This is a genomic window from Marinomonas piezotolerans, from assembly GCF_003362755.1.
Lineage (GTDB): Bacteria > Pseudomonadota > Gammaproteobacteria > Pseudomonadales > Marinomonadaceae > Marinomonas > Marinomonas piezotolerans.
Window position 1 is genome coordinate 233633 of sequence record NZ_QKRA01000001.1, and the last position, 19954, is coordinate 253586.

Sequence of the window (19954 nt, forward strand, 5' to 3'; positions counted from 1 at the left end):
ATGGTAGGCCCTGATCAAATTCGAATATGGGCCTGCCATTTTATAAGGATACTTCCGCTATTAACAGCAGCGAGAAGGCTGCTAATAGCAAAAGATTTTATTTGATGGGTAAAGTGGAAATAGATTATTTGCTCAACTGTTTTAGCAGAGTCTGTAATTGATGCTTAAACGAATCATATTCTTCGTCTGAGAAGGCTTCAAAGACTTCATTTGTTTGCTGTTGGGCAATATTCCATAGGCGCTCTGCCATCTCATGACCCAGTTCAGTCAGTAACAGATTGGATTCAACAAGCTGTAAGCTTTCTAGCCGTTCAAGCCCTGCTTGAACATCAGTTTCAGGGATAGAGCTTAGTTTAAGAAGATCCTCGTAAGACACATTGTGCCCGTCGCTCAGTATCAGCAACAGTCGTGCTTCACTCGTGCTTAACCCAGTAGACGATTGCTTAGGTAAATAGCTCTCTAGTATTTTTTGTTGCACCTGAGTCATCAGATAGATGGCACTGTTGTGCAGCCGTTTGAATGTCTGTTCCGATACAGCGGGGCTATCGGACGGACGTGTGACGGTAAATGGAATGGCTCCAGCGTAGCTTCCTTGAACATACAGAAGGGGACTACGACCTAGATTTTCAAATGCTACAACTTTGCCGATCATGATCCAATGGTCGCCGCCGTCTACAATTTGGTAGTTCTCGCACTGCAAATTCGCTGCGGTGTTTTGTAGTATTGGCGCATTGCCCATGCCTAGCTTAATGTCCACATTGGAGAATTTATCCTCACTGGGGCGAGCAAAATTGTTGGAAAGGTTTATTTGATCAGCGGCTAAGATATTGACTGCGAAGTGCGACGCTTTTTCAAATATCGAATAGCTGCTTGACTCTTTAATAATGCTCCAGAGTACCAGTGGGGGATCAAGTGATACTGAGTTGAAACTGTTGGCGGTCACACCGACTTTTGTACCATCTTCAGCTTGGGCTGTTATAACGGTCACACCGGTAGCAAAGTTGCCGAGGCAACGGCGGAATTCTTTCGGATCGAAGCTCATCATTTAGTGTCCTCGTGATAGAAGTACGTACTAGGCGACGTGACAGCCTAGTACGGAATTATCATTATAGTAGTGTTGGATCTGGATCAAGGCCCATTAGCTCGCGGCCAAGAATCTGTGCGCAGACATCGTAATCTGTGTAGGCGTGGGCCCCGCACATGTGACAATCACGGAACAGTCGTTGGGCTTCTTTATCGAGCATCCATTGTGTTGCACCGATTGCATTGAATAAGCGGTCTACGACTTCGATGCTCATTTTGACGGCGTAGGCTTGGTTAGTACGCCAATAAGCTAACTCTTCACGAGTTGGGTAGCGGTGAGCTTCGGCGAACTCTCTGTGTTCGTCCCACGTTTTTTCCATAAAGGCGCGAGCCGCAGATATTTGGTGCTTAGATTCAGCTAGGCGCATCAAGGCAGGTGTAGCAGCGTTGACTTTGGCACCAGTGTAAGCACGTACGCGATTAGAGGTGACCTCTTTAAATACTTCCACCATGCGTTCAGCAACGCCAAGCGCCATCGCAGCGAACCCCGAAGCGAAGTAAGGGCGGTACGGCGCGTAAAAAATCTTGCTGTCAGGGTAGAGGCCGTATCCGGCGGATTTCCCTTCCATCATATCTTTCGCTTTTTGGATGCGATGTTCTGGTACAAAAGCATCTTTAATAACGAGTGTTTTTGTTCCAGAGCCTTTCATCGCCATCGAATGCCAATCATCATCAATGGTGTAATCTGATTTGGGAATCACGGCAAAACAGTAATCTTTAGCGCCTTCTGCGTTATTTCGTAGGAACCCTACAATCGCCCAATCTGCATGGTCGCAACCACTGCTCCACTTCATATCTCCATTGAAGACAATACCACCGTCTGCCTCTTCATAGCGGCCAAATGGCGCGATGCTGCTGCTTGCCATGGCATCTGGGTTTTCTTTCCAGACGTCATCTTGAAGCTGTTTAGAGAATAAGGCCATTTGATGGTTGTGGGTGCACAGTAAGCTAAAGGCCCACGCAGTGCTGCAGCAAGCACCCGCTAATGCGGCAATGCAGTCGCAGAACTCAGGTAATGAAATTTCAAAGCCGCCATAGGCCTTAGGTAGAAAAGCTTTGTGAAGGCCAACTTTTTTAAGAAGCTCTATGTTTTCTTTCGGAACTTGTCGAAGTGTTTCGGCATGCTCTGCATTGGCTGCGATTTCAGGTAGGACCGATTTTAGATCCTCTAATAATGGATTGTGACGTTTCATAAGGCGCTCTCTTATTGTTATTAAGCATTTCGTTCATTATTGGCCTAATGAGGGGTGCTTGGAATGGACATTTTGTAGGGAACTATAGGACATTTCTAGAAAAAAGAAGCAGCGCTTGGGAGACAAACACTGCTGAATAGGGAGGTGATCTTATGGTTTATTACAGACAAGCATTAACAGATGGGATGCGAGATTTCCAAGGATGCGCCGCTTCGAGCTGCGCTGCCAGCTGCAACAGGGTGACTTCGTCACCAAATCGTCCGACAAAGTGCGCTCCCATCGGTAAGCCCTTAGCTGTCCAGTAAAGTGGAACTGACATCGCTGGCTGCCCCGTCGCATTGAAGACCGCCGTATAAGGGCTGTAGCCGTGGGACAATTGAGTAAAATCATCCAATGAAAGACTGTCGTCTGTGACGTGAATATCTCCGATTTGAGGAGGCTGGTGAGCAAGTGTCGATGTCAATAAGACATCGTATTCAGTCAAAAATTGCGCCATCTCACGCCCCATTCGATGAATATGCTCGATCGCTTGGGTGTATTGTACGGCACTGATGTCGCCTTTTTCTCGTAAGAGAATACGGACAGTCGCTTCCAACTCCTCATCGTTCACTGGCGCACCACGCATGTCACCTAGCATGGACAAGTAACTCTTGGTGTTTGGCGCAATGATATTGTAGACAGCGTCGAAAAAAGGCATCAAAACGATAGGGAATTTAACCATCTCAATATCGTGTCCGAGTGATTCACAAAGCTTTGCGGTATGAAGAACGTTAGCCTTGGCATCGTTAGAAAGAGCAAATGGACCTGCGTCTTCTACCACTGCAATGCGCAGCTTTCTCACAGGCGTAGCGAGAGACGATTGATATCCTTGCATTGCAATCGGAGCAGCGTATGGTGCCCCGAGGTCAGAGCCAGCGACGACATCGAGTAATGCTGCACTGTCTCGAACCGAAAGAGTGATGGCATGAGTGGTTGTCATGCCTCCCCAGCCTTCGCCGACCAGTGGGCCAGACGGGACAAGGCCGCGGGAGGGCTTCAAGCCAAATACCCCACAGCATGAAGAAGGCACTCGAATGGACCCGCCGCCGTCATTTCCATGGGCAAAGGGGAGGACCCGTGCTGCAACTAAAGCGGCCGCGCCACCACTTGAACCGCCGGCACTGTGGTCTGTGTTCCAAGGGTTGCGCGTTGCACCGAATCGAGCTGATTCGGTGGTGTAGGATATTCCAAACTCTGGTGCGGTCGTCGTCCCAATGAAGCGACAACCAGATGCTCTTAATCTTGATACCACTGCATCGTCTAACCCTGGACGTGCTTCACCTAGCGCATGCGACCCGTTGGTAGTGCGAGCCTCTTTGACAGGCGAGAACATGTCTTTGATTAAAGTTGGAACCCCTTCAAAAGGGCCATCGGTGGTTGGCGCTTGTGCGGCCGTATCATACAGACGCTCGGCGACGGCATTTAATTCTGGGTTAACGGCTTCCAGTCGCTCAATGCTTGCTTTAAGCACTTCGGCGGCGCTGATGTCACCTTGTTTGATGTGATTGGCCAAGTCTATGGCGTCACATTGATTCATAAGTGAATGAATGGATTTTGACATAGTAATATACCTTAGGGACGTTAATTAGGCTGTACTTCAGTTTGGCGTGGAGCTTTAGCGCCAAACAACTGAGCCAGTAACCACAATGCCGCGACGACTAAACTGATCACCGCTAATAAAGTAATGGCTTCTGTCAGTGAACCTTTGGTGAACGGCATCAGCATGCCAACAATGATTGGACTCATGAACTGACCGAGGTAAAGACAAGATGTAAAGCCGCCAATCCCTCTACCGCGAACTTTGCTAGGCAGTGCTTGCATGGCTGATGCGATTACATTGGGCACCATGAGACCTGCACCAAGACCTTGGATAATGACGGCAAAAAGAACTTGCTCGTAAGTGGTCGCCGTCGCCAGTAGCCATAATCCGACCCCCACCAAAGCCATTAACAAAGCGTTGCAACCGCCGATGTTAAACAGACGACGCCACAACGCCCATGTTAGAGAGCCACCCAGTGTTGATAGTAAGCTGATACCGGAAGCCAACCCGATCTGTGTGGTTGATGTCACCCCAATGGCGACTAATAAACTTGGCATTTGAACTGGCACTACAAAGTTAAGAGCCATCCCGCCGAAGATCATTAGGAAACTGACGATCAACGTGAGTTTTGCAACCTTTGTTGGATCATCACTGGATGCAGGCTCCATCGCTTCAGCGTTGCTGTTTTTAACGGGTTCCCAAAGAATGCGTGCCATAAATGGGATTAAAAGAAGTGGTATCAAATACAAATAGAACGCTGAGCGCCAGGATTGCTCACCTAACACGCCCCCGATTACATAGAAAATGGAGCCGATTAAACCAATAGCGATGACTTGAAAGTTCACAAACTTGAGCCGTTCATCACCGTGCCAATAGTCGGCAATGAGCGCGGTACAACATGTCATAATGACGGCCTCGGCACAGCCAAATAGCAAGCGTGAGATCATGATGTCGCCGAGGTCATTCAGTAGCGCGGGTAACATACCTAGAATAGCGTAGAGCAGTGTGGCGATGATCAACATCTTTTTGCGACCGATACGATCGGAAATCCATCCGGCGAGGGGAGCAAAAAGTGCAATGGCTAGGGCTGGCCCAGTAATTGTTAAGGGTAATAATGTCGCGATATCTGGCGTCGTTGGACCAAACTCTTGCGCCATTTTCGGAATCATTGGTGCAACCATAACAGAACCAACGATGGTTAAGCTGCTACCGAGGGCAATCAGGATGCCTTCGCGACCAGCGGTCGCTTTTTTTTGTGTGTGATTGGTCGTCATTTCAATACTCCTTAAAAAGTCTGTGTGACACGAACCGTAATGTTTGTTTTCTAGGCGAGGGTAATGGCTTCAGCTTTTTAGGAGCATCTTAAAAGCAGACGTGAAAACAGTGTCTTCACAACCATCTTAGAAAATAGAAGCCCGTTACCAAGACTGGTTAAGTTCATTGGCGCGAAAAGGCTTCGATGTACATGGAGGTTTGTGCGGCTTAAAAAGGTAATTGATGTTGCCGATGAATGGCCGATTACGGCCTTATAATAGAGTGTTCCCATCGTGTTGTTCCTTTGTTTAATTGTATTTCTGATGAACAATTAAACCTTACAACTATTTCTGGAAAGCGGTTATCCAATATCAGCAAAGTTTCAGCTAGGCGTGTTTTAGGGTGTCAGAGGGCAGCTCGCCAAACAGCGCTCGGTACTCTGAAGAAAACCGACCAAAATGGAGGAATCCCCATTTCGCTGCGGTTTCTTGGATGCTCGTGAGTGGGTGGCCATTCAACAGATCCCGATGTGCTGCATTGAGGCGCATGATACGAAGATACGTTACTGGGCTCATGCCAAACGTTTCTTGAAAGCAATATTGCAACTTGCGTCGACTGGCGCCGACCACGTTACATAGCTCTAATATGGTGGGTGGCGTGTCGAGGTTTGCCATGACGTATTCACGAGCTCGATCGACCATTCGCTTCTTCGCTAACGGCGTTATGAGATAGTTATCATCCGTATCAATCACATCCACTACGTGCTGTAGCAGAGTGTCTTTTATGCCATCTTGAACACGAGAGTGTTGCAGCAGAGGAACAGCAACATCTGAAGAAAGAACGGCCATTAAGCAAGCGGATAAGTCTGAATCATGTGGCAACTCTGCCAACATAGGTAATTCCAGACGAGCGTCTACGTCAAATGGTATAAGTTGTTTGTCGATTGTTTTTTGGAACAGAGATTTTTCAACGCTGAAACACAGAAGATCCAGATTGCTAGGAGTCTGCAGCTCCGGTAACCCCGCGGAGGGTACGATCAGCATACGGCCAGACTCAGAAATATGTCCGTTACAGTAGAAATTATTGGTATCGATTGTAGCAGGCATGCTGAATGAGATCGTGCCATCCGTGCCTCTTCCGCGTTTCACCAAAGCCTGATTGGATCTATCGCGTACTAGTTGCATGCCTGGAAGACGTATGTCAGTAATCATACCTTGAAATCGGCCGTCTGAAACTTGATCGCACATAATGTGCCAGCCTCGCCAAGCAGCTGCATGTTCTTCCGTGTTATGGGTGACAATACGACGATATTCGAGGTCTGTTTGCTCATGATTCATGAAGCTCACCTCTTATGAAAAACTCAATTACGTTATTAAGATCAGATAAAGTTTAGTAAAAGTAAAGAAGATGTTTGATTTTTATACTGGAGACCATCTCTACATGCACAAAACTTTCTTGGAGTGAGATTCTCCCAATTGACGCATTATGGTTAAATAGACGCCAAAGAAATCGGCGTGAGGGTGTTATGACAAAGTGTGCTATCCAAAAAATAACGAAGTCTATCGTTGCCATCGCTGTGGCGATGTTTGGGGCGGGGGCCATGGCTCAGACACCAGACGCTTGTACAGACAAACTAGAGCGGTATCTGGCGACACTTGAAAAGAACGTAGCGTCTGAATACATCTCTCCAAGGCAAAAAGAAGCGTCACAAAAGTTAATTGATAAAGCAAAGCGCTTGAGGGCAGATGAAGAGTTTGTTTACACCGATTGTGCTGTGTTTGATAAGTTGCTTTTTTAGTACAGCGTTATGATTAATGTACTGGTATTAAACGAAAAAGCTGGCCTTAAGCCAGCTTTTTTGTGGAACACGTGATGGCACAGCGCCTTAATATACCATGCGCAATTCTTTTGCTTTTTCGTTGTTGTTATCGGTCCATTCTGTGATCGGACAAGGCTTGCCATAATAATAGCCCTGTAATGTATCGCACCCTAAACCGACCAAAAGGTTTGCCTGCTCTCGTGTTTCAATTCCCTCAGCGATAACACTCATATTCAACGATTTCGCTAATTGAATGGTTGATTTCACAATATCGTAGTGACGCCTGTCATCCGGAAGTGGCGAAACAAAGCGGCGATCTATCTTTAAAATATTGGCCGGAATATCGATAAGCTGACCCAGCGACGCCTGACCGGTACCGAAGTCATCAATAGCGATAGAAAAACCATATTGCGATAGGGTACGCAGTCGCTTATGGATTAGGGAGTGGGTCATCACTGGGCTTGTTTCCGTGATTTCCAGCTCCAGCATGTCGCTTAGCCACGGTCTGTCAGAAGTAAGAGACATCAGCAGGGCAAAAAAGCCATCATTCATCAATTCCTGACCAGCAAGGTTGAAGGCGATCGGTGTTTTAATGTGCTCTTCGTGCCATGCCTCTAAAACGGCCACTAACTTTTTCAAAAGACTCTCGGCCAGCTTCGGTAATAACCCGAGTTCTTCGGCTAATTTAATGAACGTGATCGGAGAAATGTAGGAGCCATCTTCGCGCTTCCAGCGAGCAAGTGCTTCGAATGAGCGTATTTCACCAGAGCCCGTTACCTGAGGTTGCAGCCATATATCAATGCTTTTGTCTTTGACGGCCTGAGCCAAGGCTAAGCCTAGTTTGTGCTCCTGAACTAGCTTCGCTTCGAGTTGCTGATCAAAAAATGAGATGCGCTCAGCGGACGTTGAGTATTCCAAAGCCATCTCACAACGCTCTAAAAGCTCTTCTGCTTTTTCGCCTTCGTTCGTATAGTACGAAACCCCTATTTGGTAATCGATATTGAGTAAATCTGTGCCGATTTTAATTTGTTCGGGAAGGATGGATTTAATGAGCGCGCGTAAGTTGCGTTGAATTAAATAAGTCTGGCCGACAGGCATAAAACAGGCAAATTTGACACCACGTAAGCGGCCCGTAATGGTGGTATCTGATAAGCGCTCTTGCAGTGACTTAGAAAAATGAAGAATGACTCGGTTTGCTTGTTCCCTGCCGTATTGCTTGTTGAGCAACTTGAATTGACTGATGCGAATGATGAACATTGCACCCGTGTAGTAGTCCTGAGCATGACTGATTCGATGGTTTACCTGCATGCAAAAGTTAGTGTGGTTAGGTAGGCGTGTCAGGGAGTCGAAGTGAGTCAAACGCGAATTGGTTTGTTGTGTGCTCTCGAGTTCTTGAGTTAGAGCACGCAAATGCGTCACATCTTGCAAGTGTAAAACATAGTGCCCGTGAGTCGTTAGGGCAGAGCGATGAACTTCTAGAAAACTCTTGGCATCTGTTCTCAAGGCACATTTCGCCGCGTCTTTTTGCCAGAAATACCGATTGCTTGAGTCGGATGTCGAGCTTAGCCAATCGTTTATTCGAGTGCCCTCGATCGTTCGGTGTTGGCCTTTGGTCAGTAGGGCTTCGGCTTTTTCGTTCAGTTTGAGGACTTTGCCTTTCTTATCACACAGTATTGTTGGTGTTCCTGTATGTTCAAAAATCTCTTCATACAGTTCGGTGTGGTGATTAAGTCGAGCCGTTAGATCCCTGAAACGTCTTAACGACATTTGTAAGGTGTGTAAAATCCGGGACACCGCTAAGGGGAGTCCAAAATTCAGTAATACAAAAATCAGGAGTTGAAAATAGAATGCACTGAACGTTGGCGACATAAAGGCATCTAAATTCGAAAAGTAATGCGATTCCGATAATTCCAGTACAAAGGTCGCACAGTTGGCTAAACTGCATATCAAAGACGCTTTAAAACTAAAAAATAGCCGAACCATCAAAGGCAATGAATAGAGCGTGGTCAAACCAAACTTCACAGCGTTACTTTCTTCGGAAAATAACGCCAAGGACCATCCGGTAAGTGCCAGCAAGCCGATGAATATCGAAGCCGTTAATTTGATATGGAGCGAAGACAGGTAGAGCAGCAGGGATAACACGCAGATGTACGCTGCGCTGATAAGCGGAATTAAATAGTCGTCGGCATTGTTGAGATTGAAGACGAGGCTATGAAGCGTAAAAGAACCGAATACCAATAGGCATGAGGTTAATAGTATTCGTAACGCGCTGATTCGAAAGCGATCTGAATCGCTTCGCTGGCTCGACGTGCTACTGACCAAGAAATACTGTCTAAAAAAGTTTAATAACATCAAACTACTACAATCAGAATTAAGGCAGTGTTTGCACAAAATGTGCAAGGCAACCGTACCACATTACCTAAAAAAGAAGCTTCTGACCATCCTGAGTTTGAAGCAAATGAAAAAATTTACACAATAAATTCCATACGTCTCAGATGGTTATCCCATTTTATTGCCGGAACTTGATTGACGGTGGCCATTATATGGTTTTGCGTTGATGATACCAACTGTTTTCCTGTCCCACTGGTCAAGATAAATTCATTTGGAGTGCCTGTCGCTGCGAGGCCACATACGTCTCGACAATGATTGACGCCCAGAAACTCGCGACTGGGCACATCCCAGTATGCGACCATCCCGCCTCGTGGCGTGCTAACGGCGAGCGTATTCCCTGATGCATCAAAGCAAACACTGCCGCAATATTGTTTGAAGCGCATGCGCACTTGCTCTGGCATCGTTAAATATTCGAAAGCGGTTGAGTCTTGGGTTGTCAGAGCAACCAAAGGGACGTTGTCCCACATATTGCCCTGATGCTGAAACCCTAACGCCGTGATCCCTTGTGCATTAACATCAAGGTGTCTAACGCTGAGCTGGTGCAAATCTGGCTCATGGTAGATGCGATTACGTATCGCGCCATCACTCAGTGACAGATAGGTCACATTCGGGGTCATGCTTGTCAGATTGAGAATTTCTCGATCATTATCAGGGTGCGTTCTTAGCCCGCCATTTGCAACGATTAGCGTTCCTTGAGAATCAACAACCGACTCATGTGGACCAATGCCACCACTATCGAACTCATTCACTACCTTACCGCTAGGCCAGTCTCTAATAGTGATTTTACCTGCACCCGATGGGTAGTGGTTTTCTTGGGTGATGAGGCGTTTGCCATCATGGGAGAATACGGCATGACCGTAAAAGTGATGTTCTGCCAGGGGGGAAATACGCAAAAGTTGTTGCCCTGAAATAGGGTCGAAAAAATTCATGTAGTAGCCAGGGCGACGGGCGACAATGCCAACCGCTCGATGACTCGGGTGAATGACGGGGGCATGAGCTCGTTCTGGTAACGGCATCGACCAGACAATATGTCCATCTTTAGCAAACGCTCCAAAAAAGTGCTCGTTGTGCCCTTTGGTAAACGCTGAAAAATACAACACATTTTCACCGCCGCTAGGTATGAGCGAAGCCCACGTTGGCAAGGCTAAGACCGCTAAAGATGATGTGAGAAAAGATCGGCGACTCAGCATTGCTAGTCTCCATCTCGGCTATTGAAGCCAATTTGAAACCCTAATGATGTGACCAAGTTGGTCAGCTGAGTTTGGCTGTTAGAGATGGACTTGATCAATGGCGTCGCCATCGAGATACGCTGATCTTGGGTGTAATCTCCCGTGAAATAATCGTTTGGGAGAGTCAGAGCAAGCTTAACATTTTCTGCTAGCGCCGATTCCAAGTTTGCGGCAAGCTCAGGCTGCTCCGCGATGGCGGTATCGTACAAGGATGGTGAGCCGATATGGTAGAGAATGCGGTAAGATTTTAAGTTTGTCTCAATGGAAGGCAATGATTGTTCGCTGCGGTAGAATTCTGCAAGCTTCAGGTTTGCTCTGCCTTTATAACCAATCGGTGTTTCTAGCTTTGCGTCCTTAACCACGGACATATGTTCAAGCCATTGTTGGACAAATTGCTCAAGTGCGATGTGCTTGAGATCGACAAAATCATCATCTTCTGCAAACACCCAATCGGTCGCCTCACTGGATGTCCATTGGTTGAGAATGTCTTCACTGGTCTGAGCGTGGTGGCGGCTGACTGCTTCAAGCACTTCGCAATCACTGGCTTTGTGCACCACATCAAAATCTCCATGATAGAGCAATGACTCAATGGCCGTCATGCCGCGTACAGCGATGCTAGCAGATGTCCAAAATTTAGGCGCTTCCATCGTATCCGGCGCAGCGGATAAGGCGCGGAGTTGGCGTTGCGTGACGCCTTTTTTATCAGGCCAATATTCATACGCGTAATAACGCATAAAATAGGTCACAGGGCCGAAATTCAGCCACTGCAGCGACTGCCAATCCGTGACATTATGCTTAAAAGCCGATTGGACAGTGGCGAGTGTTTGCTGTGAGGGCATCGCGCATAATGCTTGTGCGGCGTCATTCAGCTGCTTTGAACTGTCGGTGAAGGCACGGTATTTGGGAACAATGTATTGATGTTGAATCTGCTCTAATGTGTGATCCCAAGTGCCTGCATTAGCGGATGCTGCCGTCAGAAACGCGATGGAAGTAATGAGTGCTTTGTTAAGGGTAGACATTAAAGTGACTCCAAAAATCTAATAAAGACAGCGCGTTGCTGTGCATTCAATGTTCGATAGGCTTGTTGGCTAGCTTGTGCTTCACCGCCATGCCACAAGATCGCCTCTTCAATAGTTCGAGCTCGGCCATCGTGCAGAAAACCATTACGACCCGACACGGCGTCTGATAAACCGATTCCCCATAGCGGTGCCGTGCGCCACTCTTGTGGTGACGCATTCAGAACTGGGAATCCGCTTTGCAGTGCCGGCCCCATATCATGCAATAACATATCGGTAAATGGATAGAAATCCCGATGATTTAAAGCTGAAAAACTTGATCGACCTGTGGTTAGCTTTGGACGATGGCAGCTCGCGCAGCGTAGTGAATCGAAGATTTTTTTCCCGTCTAAGAACCAGCTTTCATTGAGATGTCTCATCGCAGGCGGACGACTCAGTGCTACATAGCTATTCAACAGCTGCATTTGCTTATGACCCACTTCTAAATTGTCTAAATGAGGGCTATTACCGTCGGGTGCCATCCTGCATTTGCTTTGCATAGCGCTACAATCACCGCTTGGATTAGGGAAGAGCGGTGTTGATAAACCTAAGTCACCATTAAAAGCTGACTGATTTTGCTCATTCAAATTGGGAACATGCGCTTTATGACCAAATCGGCCAAGGTGTTTCTCGCCATGCCGCTCCAGCCAATTAGGTTTACCACTGATGCCGTCTTGATCGATGTCATCGGGGTCAGCATACGACAAGATCACAGAATCAGGCACCGCATCCAATAGCCCCATACCTACAAGGGGAGGAGAGACTCTTGGCGAGAAGCCTGTATTGTGATTGAAATCGCCATACCGCAAGGATTGCCATGAAATATCAGGGCGGCGTAATGACACCTCTGTACCATCGTTTAGTATGACGATAGACGAGCGCCAAATGATTTTATAATCTCCCTCCGGAGCGACATTGGTACTGCTGAGCGGTTGAAATTGACGCCCATAGACGAGATCGCCAATGATGGTAGACGAATTCGAGGCTGCCCTATCTCCGAGACGAATGAAAAAAGAGGGGACTTCGCTACCTAACTGGTTAGCCGTGGGGGCGTGTCCACGACCATTTCTGATATGGCAGCTATGACAAGATCGAGCATTAAATAGAGGGCCCAAGCCGTCACTTGCAGTCGTAGAGGAAGGGGAAGGCACCCAAAATCGTTCAAATAAGCTCTGACCTAAATAAAAAGACTGCTTTTCCTCGACAGTGAGACCCGCAAACGGCTGGCTATACGCATCACTCGCGCCATACGCTTGAGCGCTGATCACCAAGCTATAAGCGAGCACAAAGTGGTAGAAAGTTTTAATCATGGCAACTTATTGAGTCAAACGGAAAAAGGGGCGACGGATGTCACCCCTTAAAACCTGCAAAAGAAAGCGCTATTAGAATACTGAACTTGGGTTATCCAAGCTATCTGATCCTTCTAAGGCGATATCTTGGAGATCAAGCAAGCGGATAATATCTTCTGTGGTGCGTGTCTGATCCACAAGTGAATCGACAAAATCTTGCACAAGCGCATTACCTTCTGTGTTGTTCATCGCAATCAGTACATCAAATGTTTGACCTTGCGCTGCGGCATCAACCATCGCTTGACCTGCCGCTTCGGTCATAATCAAGTCAGACTTCATTTCTTTGTCTAAGGCACTGTTTTGCTCAGCAACCAAGGCAGACAAAGACGGGCCTTTGACCCAGCTACCATCGACGCGTTGGTATTCGCCTAAGTAAACATTCTTAATACCTTTGGCATCGTAATAGTGTGACCAGTGCGTATTGTCAGAGAAACAATCATGCTCCTCTTCTGGATCATGAAGCATCAACCCAAGTTTGGTCCGTTCACCACCAAGCTCACCATAAGCCAAGCTTCCCATGCCCGTTAAGATAGTGCTTAAACCTTGCTCTGGTGATTGTTCAAGCAACGCGATGCGAGCATCGCCGTTGGTTTTCCACGCATCCGCCATGTATTTCAAATCGTCTACGAGCAAAGCTGTGACAGCGGCTAAATATTCCCGTCGGCGATCACAGTGGCCATGCGTACAATTATCGAGATCAAAATCCGTGGCTGGGCGATTACCGGCTCCAGGGTTTGTTCCGTTTAGATCCTGCCCCCATAGTAGAAACTCAATGGCATGGTAACCACTTGCCACATTGGCTTCGACGCCATCTGCCTCTTGTAAATGCTCGGAGATAAGCTCAGGTGTGATCGTTGAAGCGTCTATCGTTTGGCCGCCAATCATCAAAGATTCGTTGGCAATGACATTAGCGGTGTAAAGAGGGTTGAGATCAGATTCAGATCCATAATGGTCGGCAGACACATAATCGATAAGCCCTTCATCTAAGGGCCACGCATTAACGTTGCCTTCCCATTCATCTACGATGGCGTTACCAAAACGGTAAACTTCTGTCTGCTGGTAAGGTACGCGAGCGGCAATCCAAGCATCTTTGGCTAACTGTAGATTGGCCTCGGTTGGCGCGTTCAAAAAGGCATCAATGGTGTCTTGAAGTGCAACCGCAGTTAGGTACGAGTCACCATATGTTGCTTCGGCAATGTCCGCATACTGATTAACTACCGTGCTCGCCGTCACGTTACTTGTGTCATTTTGTTTAACCGCTTGGGAACCGCATGCAGTTAATAGACTGGCGGCCACAAGTGCGGCAATTGGTGTCAACATTTTATTCATTTTCACTGCTCCCTATGCAATTTGTCTGCGCATTTTAGTGAAAATGAAAATGATTATCAACTGTCTTATTGTATAGATATCAGCATATCGCTGATATCTGATTATTGTCACATATTCATTTAGGCAAATTCGCTTTATGGATTAGCGACAGGTGGCACCAAACTGACTGAGTGATCCTGTGGATAACTCATACTCGCAACTATTAGAGCGAAGACGTTTGTTGTCTTCCCAAGAAATAGAGACGGTTTCGGGCTCACTTTGTTGATAGCTTGGAATGAAACGATAGGAAGCCAGTACGGAGATCTCACTGTTTGGGCCAAGCTCAATAGAATGACCGATAAGGCGCTGGCGTGTTTCAGGATCATAGAGAGTGTAATCGGTCGTGTATTCTCGCTTGCCATCATCATGTTCGAAGTATAACCACAGTTTGCGATACAAAACGGATTCGTTACTGGGGTTCTTAAGCGTGATCTTAGTAAAAATTTGCTGAGGCGTATTCAAGCTTTGGCTTGCTTTTACAAAACCAGATTGGTTTGCGGTAGCAGCCCAGGGGGAGTGGGCACCAAATGAAATGCTCGCTAATTCAATGTTTGCGGCGGCAAATGATTTATTTGTGTAAGACAGTAGATCTTTCGCGGGGGCGTACAGCGCCATAGCGAATACCCCTAGGAATAAAGGGATAGAGTGTTTGCGTAAGTAATTGATTAAAGCGTTCATCCAAATCACCTATACTGTTTGTTTATACAGTACTGTATATAACAACAGTTAATTTGTACATACTTTTCTTGACAAATTCTTTAAATATTGAGTTTTTTGACGTATGTGACAGAGTCATTAAAAATTATAAAAATTCTCTTGATTTAATTTAGAGAATTGATTTTTAAGGATAAATTTGAAATTCCCACAGTGTTTTTCACGGAATTTGTGGACATAAACGGCGGGGCCGCTCATCGTCTAGGTTTGGCGATTTATTTCTCTTTTTATTGGGTTAGGTATAATGCCAGCCATCTTAAAAGGGGTAGGTATGCAGAGCTACGACGTCGTAATTATAGGTGCTGGTGCATCGGGTTTGTTTTGTGCCGCGCAAGCGGGTTATCGCGGACGAAACGTGTTGGTTTTAGATCACGCGAACAAAGCAGGCAAGAAAATATTGATGTCAGGGGGAGGTCGATGCAACTTTACCAACATGGATGCTGCGCCCAAGCATTTTCTCTCTCAGAACCCACATTTTTGTATCTCAGCCTTGCGACGCTACACACCCCAAGACTTTGTTGATCTCGTCGATAGACATGGCTTGGAGTACGTAGAAAAAGCGCCGGGGCAACTCTTTTGTCAGCACTCTGCCAAAGACCTGTTAGAAATATTGCTAACCGAGTGTGAGTGGGCGGGGGCCGACATTCGTTTAAATACCTCCGTCGATAGCGTGGTCTCTCACGGCACTGGCTACCAGCTTACAACTTCCAATGGATTGATTGAGTGCGAATCTCTGGTCATTGCTACAGGTGGCTTGTCGATCCCGACCATGGGAGCGAGCGGGTTTGGTTACCAAATAGCAGAACAATTCGGTTTACGTGTCTTGTCGCGCCGCGCTAGCCTCGTACCCATCACCATTCAACCCAGCATGAAAGAGACGTTGTCCACACTTTCAGGCGTTAGTCTGGACATAGAAGCCAGCGCGAATGGAATGAGCTTCAAAGAGCCGATGTTATTCACCCATCGGGGGATCAGCGGTCCATCGATACTGCAGATCAGTAATTTCTGGCAACCAGGCGAAGCGCTTCAGCTCAATCTATTGTCTGATATGAATCCAATAGAGCATTTTAAAGCGCTACGTACTGACAAACCCAAGCGCGCTCTTGAAACAGAGCTAAACACGCTGTTGCCGAAGCGTTTAGTCGAAGTGCTCAAACAAGACATCGCATTCCTAGACAAGCCCATGGCCGAGCTGTCTAACGAACAAATCAAAACCTTAGTACAACGCTTAACCGACTTCGATGTACAGCCCAACGGCACCGAAGGCTACCGCACCGCCGAAGTCACCCTTGGCGGCATCGACACCGACGAAGTCAGCTCAAAAACCTTTGAATCAAACAAAGCCAAAGGGCTCTACTTTATTGGCGAAGTATTAGACGTCACCGGCTGGCTAGGAGGCTACAACTTCCAGTTTGCATGGTCTAGCGGCTTTGCCGCCGGGCAGTATGTGTGATGGATCGTTGGAATTAAAGTGTTAACTTTTTGTTTTGCACTGATGTGGTGCAATACGGGTTAAGAAGAGGTTGACTATTAGTTAAATAAGCGTCTAGCTAAGACTGGTCGATTCACATCTGGTTTTGCTCGGTAAAAGCAAGTGATGACAAAATAGGTTAGACCGTGACTAGGAGATTTTGTGCCTAACATCGTTTCTAGAAAACGACAAAATGATTAGAGCCAAGTCAGCGAAGTTCATCGGGGATCAAGAGCAAGTCTCTTACATGGAATCCTAATATATGGCAGCAAAGCCACGTTTGTTATCGGTCGATTTTGCTTGTAAAAAAAGAGGGGTGTCCTTAAATGTTATACGACGCCATAAATCTCAACTTTCTCTTGATTAACCAGAGTTCTCTGGTAGGGTTATGGTGCAACCATAATTACCTGGGTCATAGTCATGAGTGAAGAGATTTTAAAACGTGGATACGATAAAAGTGGAGATCGACTTGGTGAGTGGGAATTGTTCACTATTGGTGAAACAACCATCAATCAACTTAAAAAGTTTAATATTGTACCTAAAAAAACTTATGGAAGTGATGGCAGACGACAGCCCGATGAAATTGTAATTGATCGAAGGAATGGGGTTCCAGAAGTTATTGCTGTTGTTGAGTTTAAATCACCACAAGAATTTGACTCTGAAAAGAAAAAACTTGCAGCTGTAGAGCAATGTGTAAACAACTATTGCAAGCCACTAGATGCAAAGATTGGCATTGTAACAGATAGAACAGAGTACATTTGGATAAACCCTTTACATGAAAGTGGGTATGAAATTGCTAAACGAGAAGATGGTTATCAGCTTGAAGAGTTGTTTGATCCTAAAAAAGATAAGAGTCGTTCAGAATTAATTATATCTAAATGCCTTTCTTCATTTTCATCGAAAAACTCCCAAATAACAAAAGCCGAATTAAGAGATCCCTCAGATCTTGCTGACAAAGTATGGCAGACAATATGGCTGGCAAGTGGTGAAAATCCAGATATTTGCTTGGCAACATTTGTAGAGATATTTCTCTTCAAATACCTTAGTGATTTAGGGGTGTTAACTTATAATAATGATGGTATTGATATATCGTTCGAGAATACTATAAAAATACCTGAAGATAGGGTTTTTAACTTTTACTTTAAAAATGTGCGACCTTACATCAAAGAAATATTTCCTGCAGATCTAGTTGATGGCACGTCAGTCATAAACGGGATTGTGTTAGATCCAGATATTGGGGAGCACAATTTTATTTTTAAAGAAATCTTGGACGGCTTTTCGAATTTTGGGGAGCTAAAGAATATTGATCCGGAATTTAAATCTAGATTATATGAAAACTTCCTAAAAAAAAGCATGAGTCAAAAAAATTGGGGACAGTTTTTTACACCTAGAAATGTGGTTAAAGCTATCATAGAGATGAGTGGCTTAAAGACTCTTCCTTCTGGAAGTCGAGTTTGTGATCCAGCTAGCGGCGTGGGAGGATTCCTGCTAGAGTCTATAAATACTGTTCGCCCAAAAGACTATACCTTCTATAATAATAAAATAGAAAGAAAGATTGAGTATTTCGGTACCGATAGAGACAAGAAAACCATAATACTCGCAAAAGCTAATATGCTTATTCATATGAACGAACTTGTTAGTAATTTCTCAAAGTTTCCTAAAGAATTTTCAAAAATTTTCAATAAAACATTTACTTCATGCCATAGCTCCATTTTGGGCTCACTGTCTGTGCTCGATAGAGACTGTTATGACCTAGTGCTCACAAATCCGCCGTATGTCGTAACTGGTACAAGTACTATTAAAAAATATATATCCGAAGACTCAAATCTTAGACAATACTATAGAGTTAATGGTGCAGGTATAGAAGGCTTGTTTATTGAAAAGATTATTAATTCATTAAAGCCAGGTGGAAAAACCTTTGTAGTTGTTCCAGATGGGCTTTTAAACAGGTTGTCGGATGAAAAATTGCGCAAGTTCATACTAGATAAATGCATTCTATTGGGTCTGATTTCATTGCCAAAAAACACTTTTTATACGACGCCTAAAAAAACTTATATTCTTTGCCTGCAAAAGAAAATCAACTTAGATGACCTGCAAAATGAACGTGTCTTTACATATGTTATAAGCAACACCGGAGAGACATTAGACGCACAAAGATTTGAATGTGAAAATGATTTTCCTGATATGGTAAGGAATTTTAAGGTATTTTGCGCAGATCCAGACGGCTTTGAAAGTAATAATTTGCAATGTAAAACTTGGCCTATATCAAAGTTCGCACCAGAAGATCACTGGAGCGTGGACCGGTGGTGGTCTGCAAAAGAAAGAATAGAGCTGGGCATTGATGATGAAAAAACAATTACTGATCCTACAGATTTTTCGAAAATATTGATTAAACACCAGCAGCTAATAGAAAACCTTTCAGGCAGACTTAAGAATGCCCAGAAAAAAATACCTAAAATTGAAAATTACGTCGAAATTGAGTTGTCTAATGATGATTACTTCCATTTAGCTATTGGGAAGAGAGTTTTAAAACAGGAAGTATATAACTCAGATGGGGACATTCCAGTATATAGTGCAAATGTGAAGGAACCCTTTGGGTTTATGTCCTCTACTAATATAAGTAATTTTAGTAAGCCGTACGTATTATGGGGAATTGATGGGAATTTTGAATTTTCTGTGAAGTTGGTGGGTGATAAATTTCGAAGTACTGATCATTGCGGAACTATTAGAATTGAGCGAGAGGATATAAACCCATTATTTATATATTATGCACTGCATGCTATCAGGGAAGAAAATAGGCTGGATAGAGAGCTAAGAGCAAACCTTAAAAATATAAGTAAGTTTCTTATTAGGATCCCTGTTATCAAGGATAAGTCTGGTGCACCAAAAGTAATTAAAGGTAATGTGAAAAAGAACGGCGAGATACCAGATCTTTATGTATTTGATACGGAATTGCAACAAAAAATCGTTGATTACTATACAGAGTTTGAAGACGTTAAATCTCAAATATTTGAGTCGGCTAATCATATAAATATTCTAGAAATGGAAACTATAAAGCATTAAATCGTATAACAAGTCAAAGCATGCCGACGGAGCAAATCTGCGCCAGTGTTTGAAGAAACAATTGGGGTCAGATGAAAATAGAGCACTGACCCCATCCGTATTCCCCAGACACGCATTACGCTATTTTTAAATTTCTTATCCTAATGTCATCCGTACTTCCTTCAATCCTCGATCCAGCTTGACCTATCGAGTCGGCAGGGTTGTGTGTTGAGCCCACAATCCCCAAAACCTGTTGTCACAATCCGCCGCCAAAACTATACTGTATAAATACACAGTATTCAGGTTTTGTGCATTATGAAGGTCACTTATCTTGGCTCTGCTGAATCGGCCGCTTTTCTTTCAGCTAATAAGTTAAACCTCCCACTCTATGTTGAGTCAGTGTCGGC

At 45.2% G+C, this 19954-nt stretch carries 14 protein-coding genes; 3 read left to right on the forward strand and 11 right to left on the reverse strand.

Annotation, left to right across the window (positions count from 1 at the left end; genetic code table 11):
* Positions 1–124: 124 nt before the first annotated feature.
* The 5 genes from DN730_RS01025 to DN730_RS01045 all read right to left on the reverse strand — a co-directional run bounded on the left by DN730_RS01025 (position 125) and on the right by DN730_RS01045 (position 6446).
* Entirely contained in the window at positions 125–1045 is a 921-nt protein-coding gene (locus tag DN730_RS01025) for a p-hydroxyphenylacetate 3-hydroxylase reductase component (RefSeq protein WP_245957861.1), read from the reverse strand.
* Positions 1046–1106: 61 nt separating this feature from the next.
* Positions 1107–2276 (reverse strand): p-hydroxyphenylacetate 3-hydroxylase oxygenase component, encoded by a 1170-nt coding sequence (locus DN730_RS01030; protein ID WP_115466255.1) that lies wholly within the window; start codon positions 2274–2276, stop codon positions 1107–1109.
* Positions 2277–2436: 160 nt separating this feature from the next.
* Positions 2437–3876, reverse strand: a complete 1440-nt coding sequence (locus DN730_RS01035; protein ID WP_115466256.1) for an amidase — start codon at positions 3874–3876, stop codon at positions 2437–2439.
* Positions 3877–3896: 20 nt separating this feature from the next.
* The gene (locus DN730_RS01040; protein ID WP_115466257.1) at positions 3897–5129 is read right to left on the reverse strand and encodes an MFS transporter; all 1233 of its coding nucleotides are present in this window, start codon (positions 5127–5129) and stop codon (positions 3897–3899) included.
* A gap of 366 nt (positions 5130–5495) precedes the next feature.
* Positions 5496–6446, reverse strand: coding sequence for a helix-turn-helix domain-containing protein (locus DN730_RS01045; protein WP_115466258.1), 951 nt, complete (start codon positions 6444–6446; stop codon positions 5496–5498).
* Between the two features lie 188 nt (positions 6447–6634).
* On the opposite strand from DN730_RS01045, the gene DN730_RS01050 reads away from it, so the two are divergent.
* On the forward strand, positions 6635–6907 hold the full coding sequence (locus DN730_RS01050; RefSeq protein WP_115466259.1) for a hypothetical protein: 273 nt from the start codon (positions 6635–6637) through the stop codon (positions 6905–6907).
* Between the two features lie 87 nt (positions 6908–6994).
* Here the strand turns inward: DN730_RS01050 and DN730_RS01055 are convergent, their stop codons facing one another.
* From DN730_RS01055 to DN730_RS01080, 6 genes are all read right to left on the reverse strand, one after another.
* Positions 6995–9280, reverse strand: a complete 2286-nt coding sequence (locus DN730_RS01055; RefSeq protein WP_115466260.1) for a GGDEF domain-containing phosphodiesterase — start codon at positions 9278–9280, stop codon at positions 6995–6997.
* Between the two features lie 116 nt (positions 9281–9396).
* Positions 9397–10509 (reverse strand): DUF1513 domain-containing protein, encoded by a 1113-nt coding sequence (locus tag DN730_RS01060; RefSeq protein WP_115466261.1) that lies wholly within the window; start codon positions 10507–10509, stop codon positions 9397–9399.
* Between the two features lie 2 nt (positions 10510–10511).
* The gene (locus DN730_RS01065) at positions 10512–11567 is read right to left on the reverse strand and encodes an imelysin family protein (protein WP_115466262.1); all 1056 of its coding nucleotides are present in this window, start codon (positions 11565–11567) and stop codon (positions 10512–10514) included.
* Positions 11567–12913 carry a di-heme oxidoreductase family protein gene (locus DN730_RS01070; RefSeq protein ID WP_115466263.1) on the reverse strand — a complete coding sequence of 449 codons (1347 nt, stop codon included), beginning with the start codon at positions 12911–12913 and terminating at the stop codon, positions 11567–11569. The genes DN730_RS01065 and DN730_RS01070 overlap by 1 nt, the downstream gene beginning before the upstream one ends.
* Positions 12914–12985: 72 nt before the next feature.
* Positions 12986–14281 carry an imelysin family protein gene (locus DN730_RS01075; protein WP_115466264.1) on the reverse strand — a complete coding sequence of 432 codons (1296 nt, stop codon included), beginning with the start codon at positions 14279–14281 and terminating at the stop codon, positions 12986–12988.
* 141 nt (positions 14282–14422) lie between these two features.
* Positions 14423–14998: a hypothetical protein gene (locus DN730_RS01080; RefSeq protein WP_115466265.1), complete on the reverse strand. Its 576-nt coding sequence runs from the start codon at positions 14996–14998 to the stop codon at positions 14423–14425.
* Positions 14999–15305: 307 nt separating this feature from the next.
* Between DN730_RS01080 and DN730_RS01085 the strand changes: the two genes are divergently transcribed.
* Together DN730_RS01085 and DN730_RS01090 are read left to right on the forward strand one after the other, a co-directional pair.
* Positions 15306–16487 carry a BaiN/RdsA family NAD(P)/FAD-dependent oxidoreductase gene (locus DN730_RS01085; RefSeq protein WP_115466794.1) on the forward strand — a complete coding sequence of 394 codons (1182 nt, stop codon included), beginning with the start codon at positions 15306–15308 and terminating at the stop codon, positions 16485–16487.
* A 438-nt stretch (positions 16488–16925) separates the two neighbouring features.
* Positions 16926–19568 carry an N-6 DNA methylase gene (locus tag DN730_RS01090; RefSeq protein WP_115466266.1) on the forward strand — a complete coding sequence of 881 codons (2643 nt, stop codon included), beginning with the start codon at positions 16926–16928 and terminating at the stop codon, positions 19566–19568.
* Positions 19569–19954: the final 386 nt, after the last annotated feature.

Excerpts from the sequence above, each read along its gene's own strand:
- DN730_RS01025 (WP_245957861.1), bottom strand. The coding sequence starts at position 1,045 with ATGATGAGCTTCGATCCGAAAGAATTCCGCCGTTGCCTCGGCAACTTT.
- DN730_RS01030 (WP_115466255.1), bottom strand. The coding sequence starts at position 2,276 with ATGAAACGTCACAATCCATTATTAGAGGATCTAAAATCGGTCCTACCT.
- DN730_RS01035 (WP_115466256.1), bottom strand. The coding sequence starts at position 3,876 with ATGTCAAAATCCATTCATTCACTTATGAATCAATGTGACGCCATAGAC.
- DN730_RS01040 (WP_115466257.1), bottom strand. The coding sequence starts at position 5,129 with ATGACGACCAATCACACACAAAAAAAAGCGACCGCTGGTCGCGAAGGC.
- DN730_RS01045 (WP_115466258.1), bottom strand. The coding sequence starts at position 6,446 with ATGAATCATGAGCAAACAGACCTCGAATATCGTCGTATTGTCACCCAT.
- DN730_RS01050 (WP_115466259.1), top strand. The coding sequence starts at position 6,635 with ATGACAAAGTGTGCTATCCAAAAAATAACGAAGTCTATCGTTGCCATC.
- DN730_RS01055 (WP_115466260.1), bottom strand. The coding sequence starts at position 9,280 with ATGTTATTAAACTTTTTTAGACAGTATTTCTTGGTCAGTAGCACGTCG.
- DN730_RS01060 (WP_115466261.1), bottom strand. The coding sequence starts at position 10,509 with ATGCTGAGTCGCCGATCTTTTCTCACATCATCTTTAGCGGTCTTAGCC.
- DN730_RS01065 (WP_115466262.1), bottom strand. The coding sequence starts at position 11,567 with ATGTCTACCCTTAACAAAGCACTCATTACTTCCATCGCGTTTCTGACG.
- DN730_RS01070 (WP_115466263.1), bottom strand. The coding sequence starts at position 12,913 with ATGATTAAAACTTTCTACCACTTTGTGCTCGCTTATAGCTTGGTGATC.
- DN730_RS01075 (WP_115466264.1), bottom strand. The coding sequence starts at position 14,281 with ATGAATAAAATGTTGACACCAATTGCCGCACTTGTGGCCGCCAGTCTA.
- DN730_RS01080 (WP_115466265.1), bottom strand. The coding sequence starts at position 14,998 with ATGAACGCTTTAATCAATTACTTACGCAAACACTCTATCCCTTTATTC.
- DN730_RS01085 (WP_115466794.1), top strand. The coding sequence starts at position 15,306 with ATGCAGAGCTACGACGTCGTAATTATAGGTGCTGGTGCATCGGGTTTG.
- DN730_RS01090 (WP_115466266.1), top strand. The coding sequence starts at position 16,926 with ATGAGTGAAGAGATTTTAAAACGTGGATACGATAAAAGTGGAGATCGA.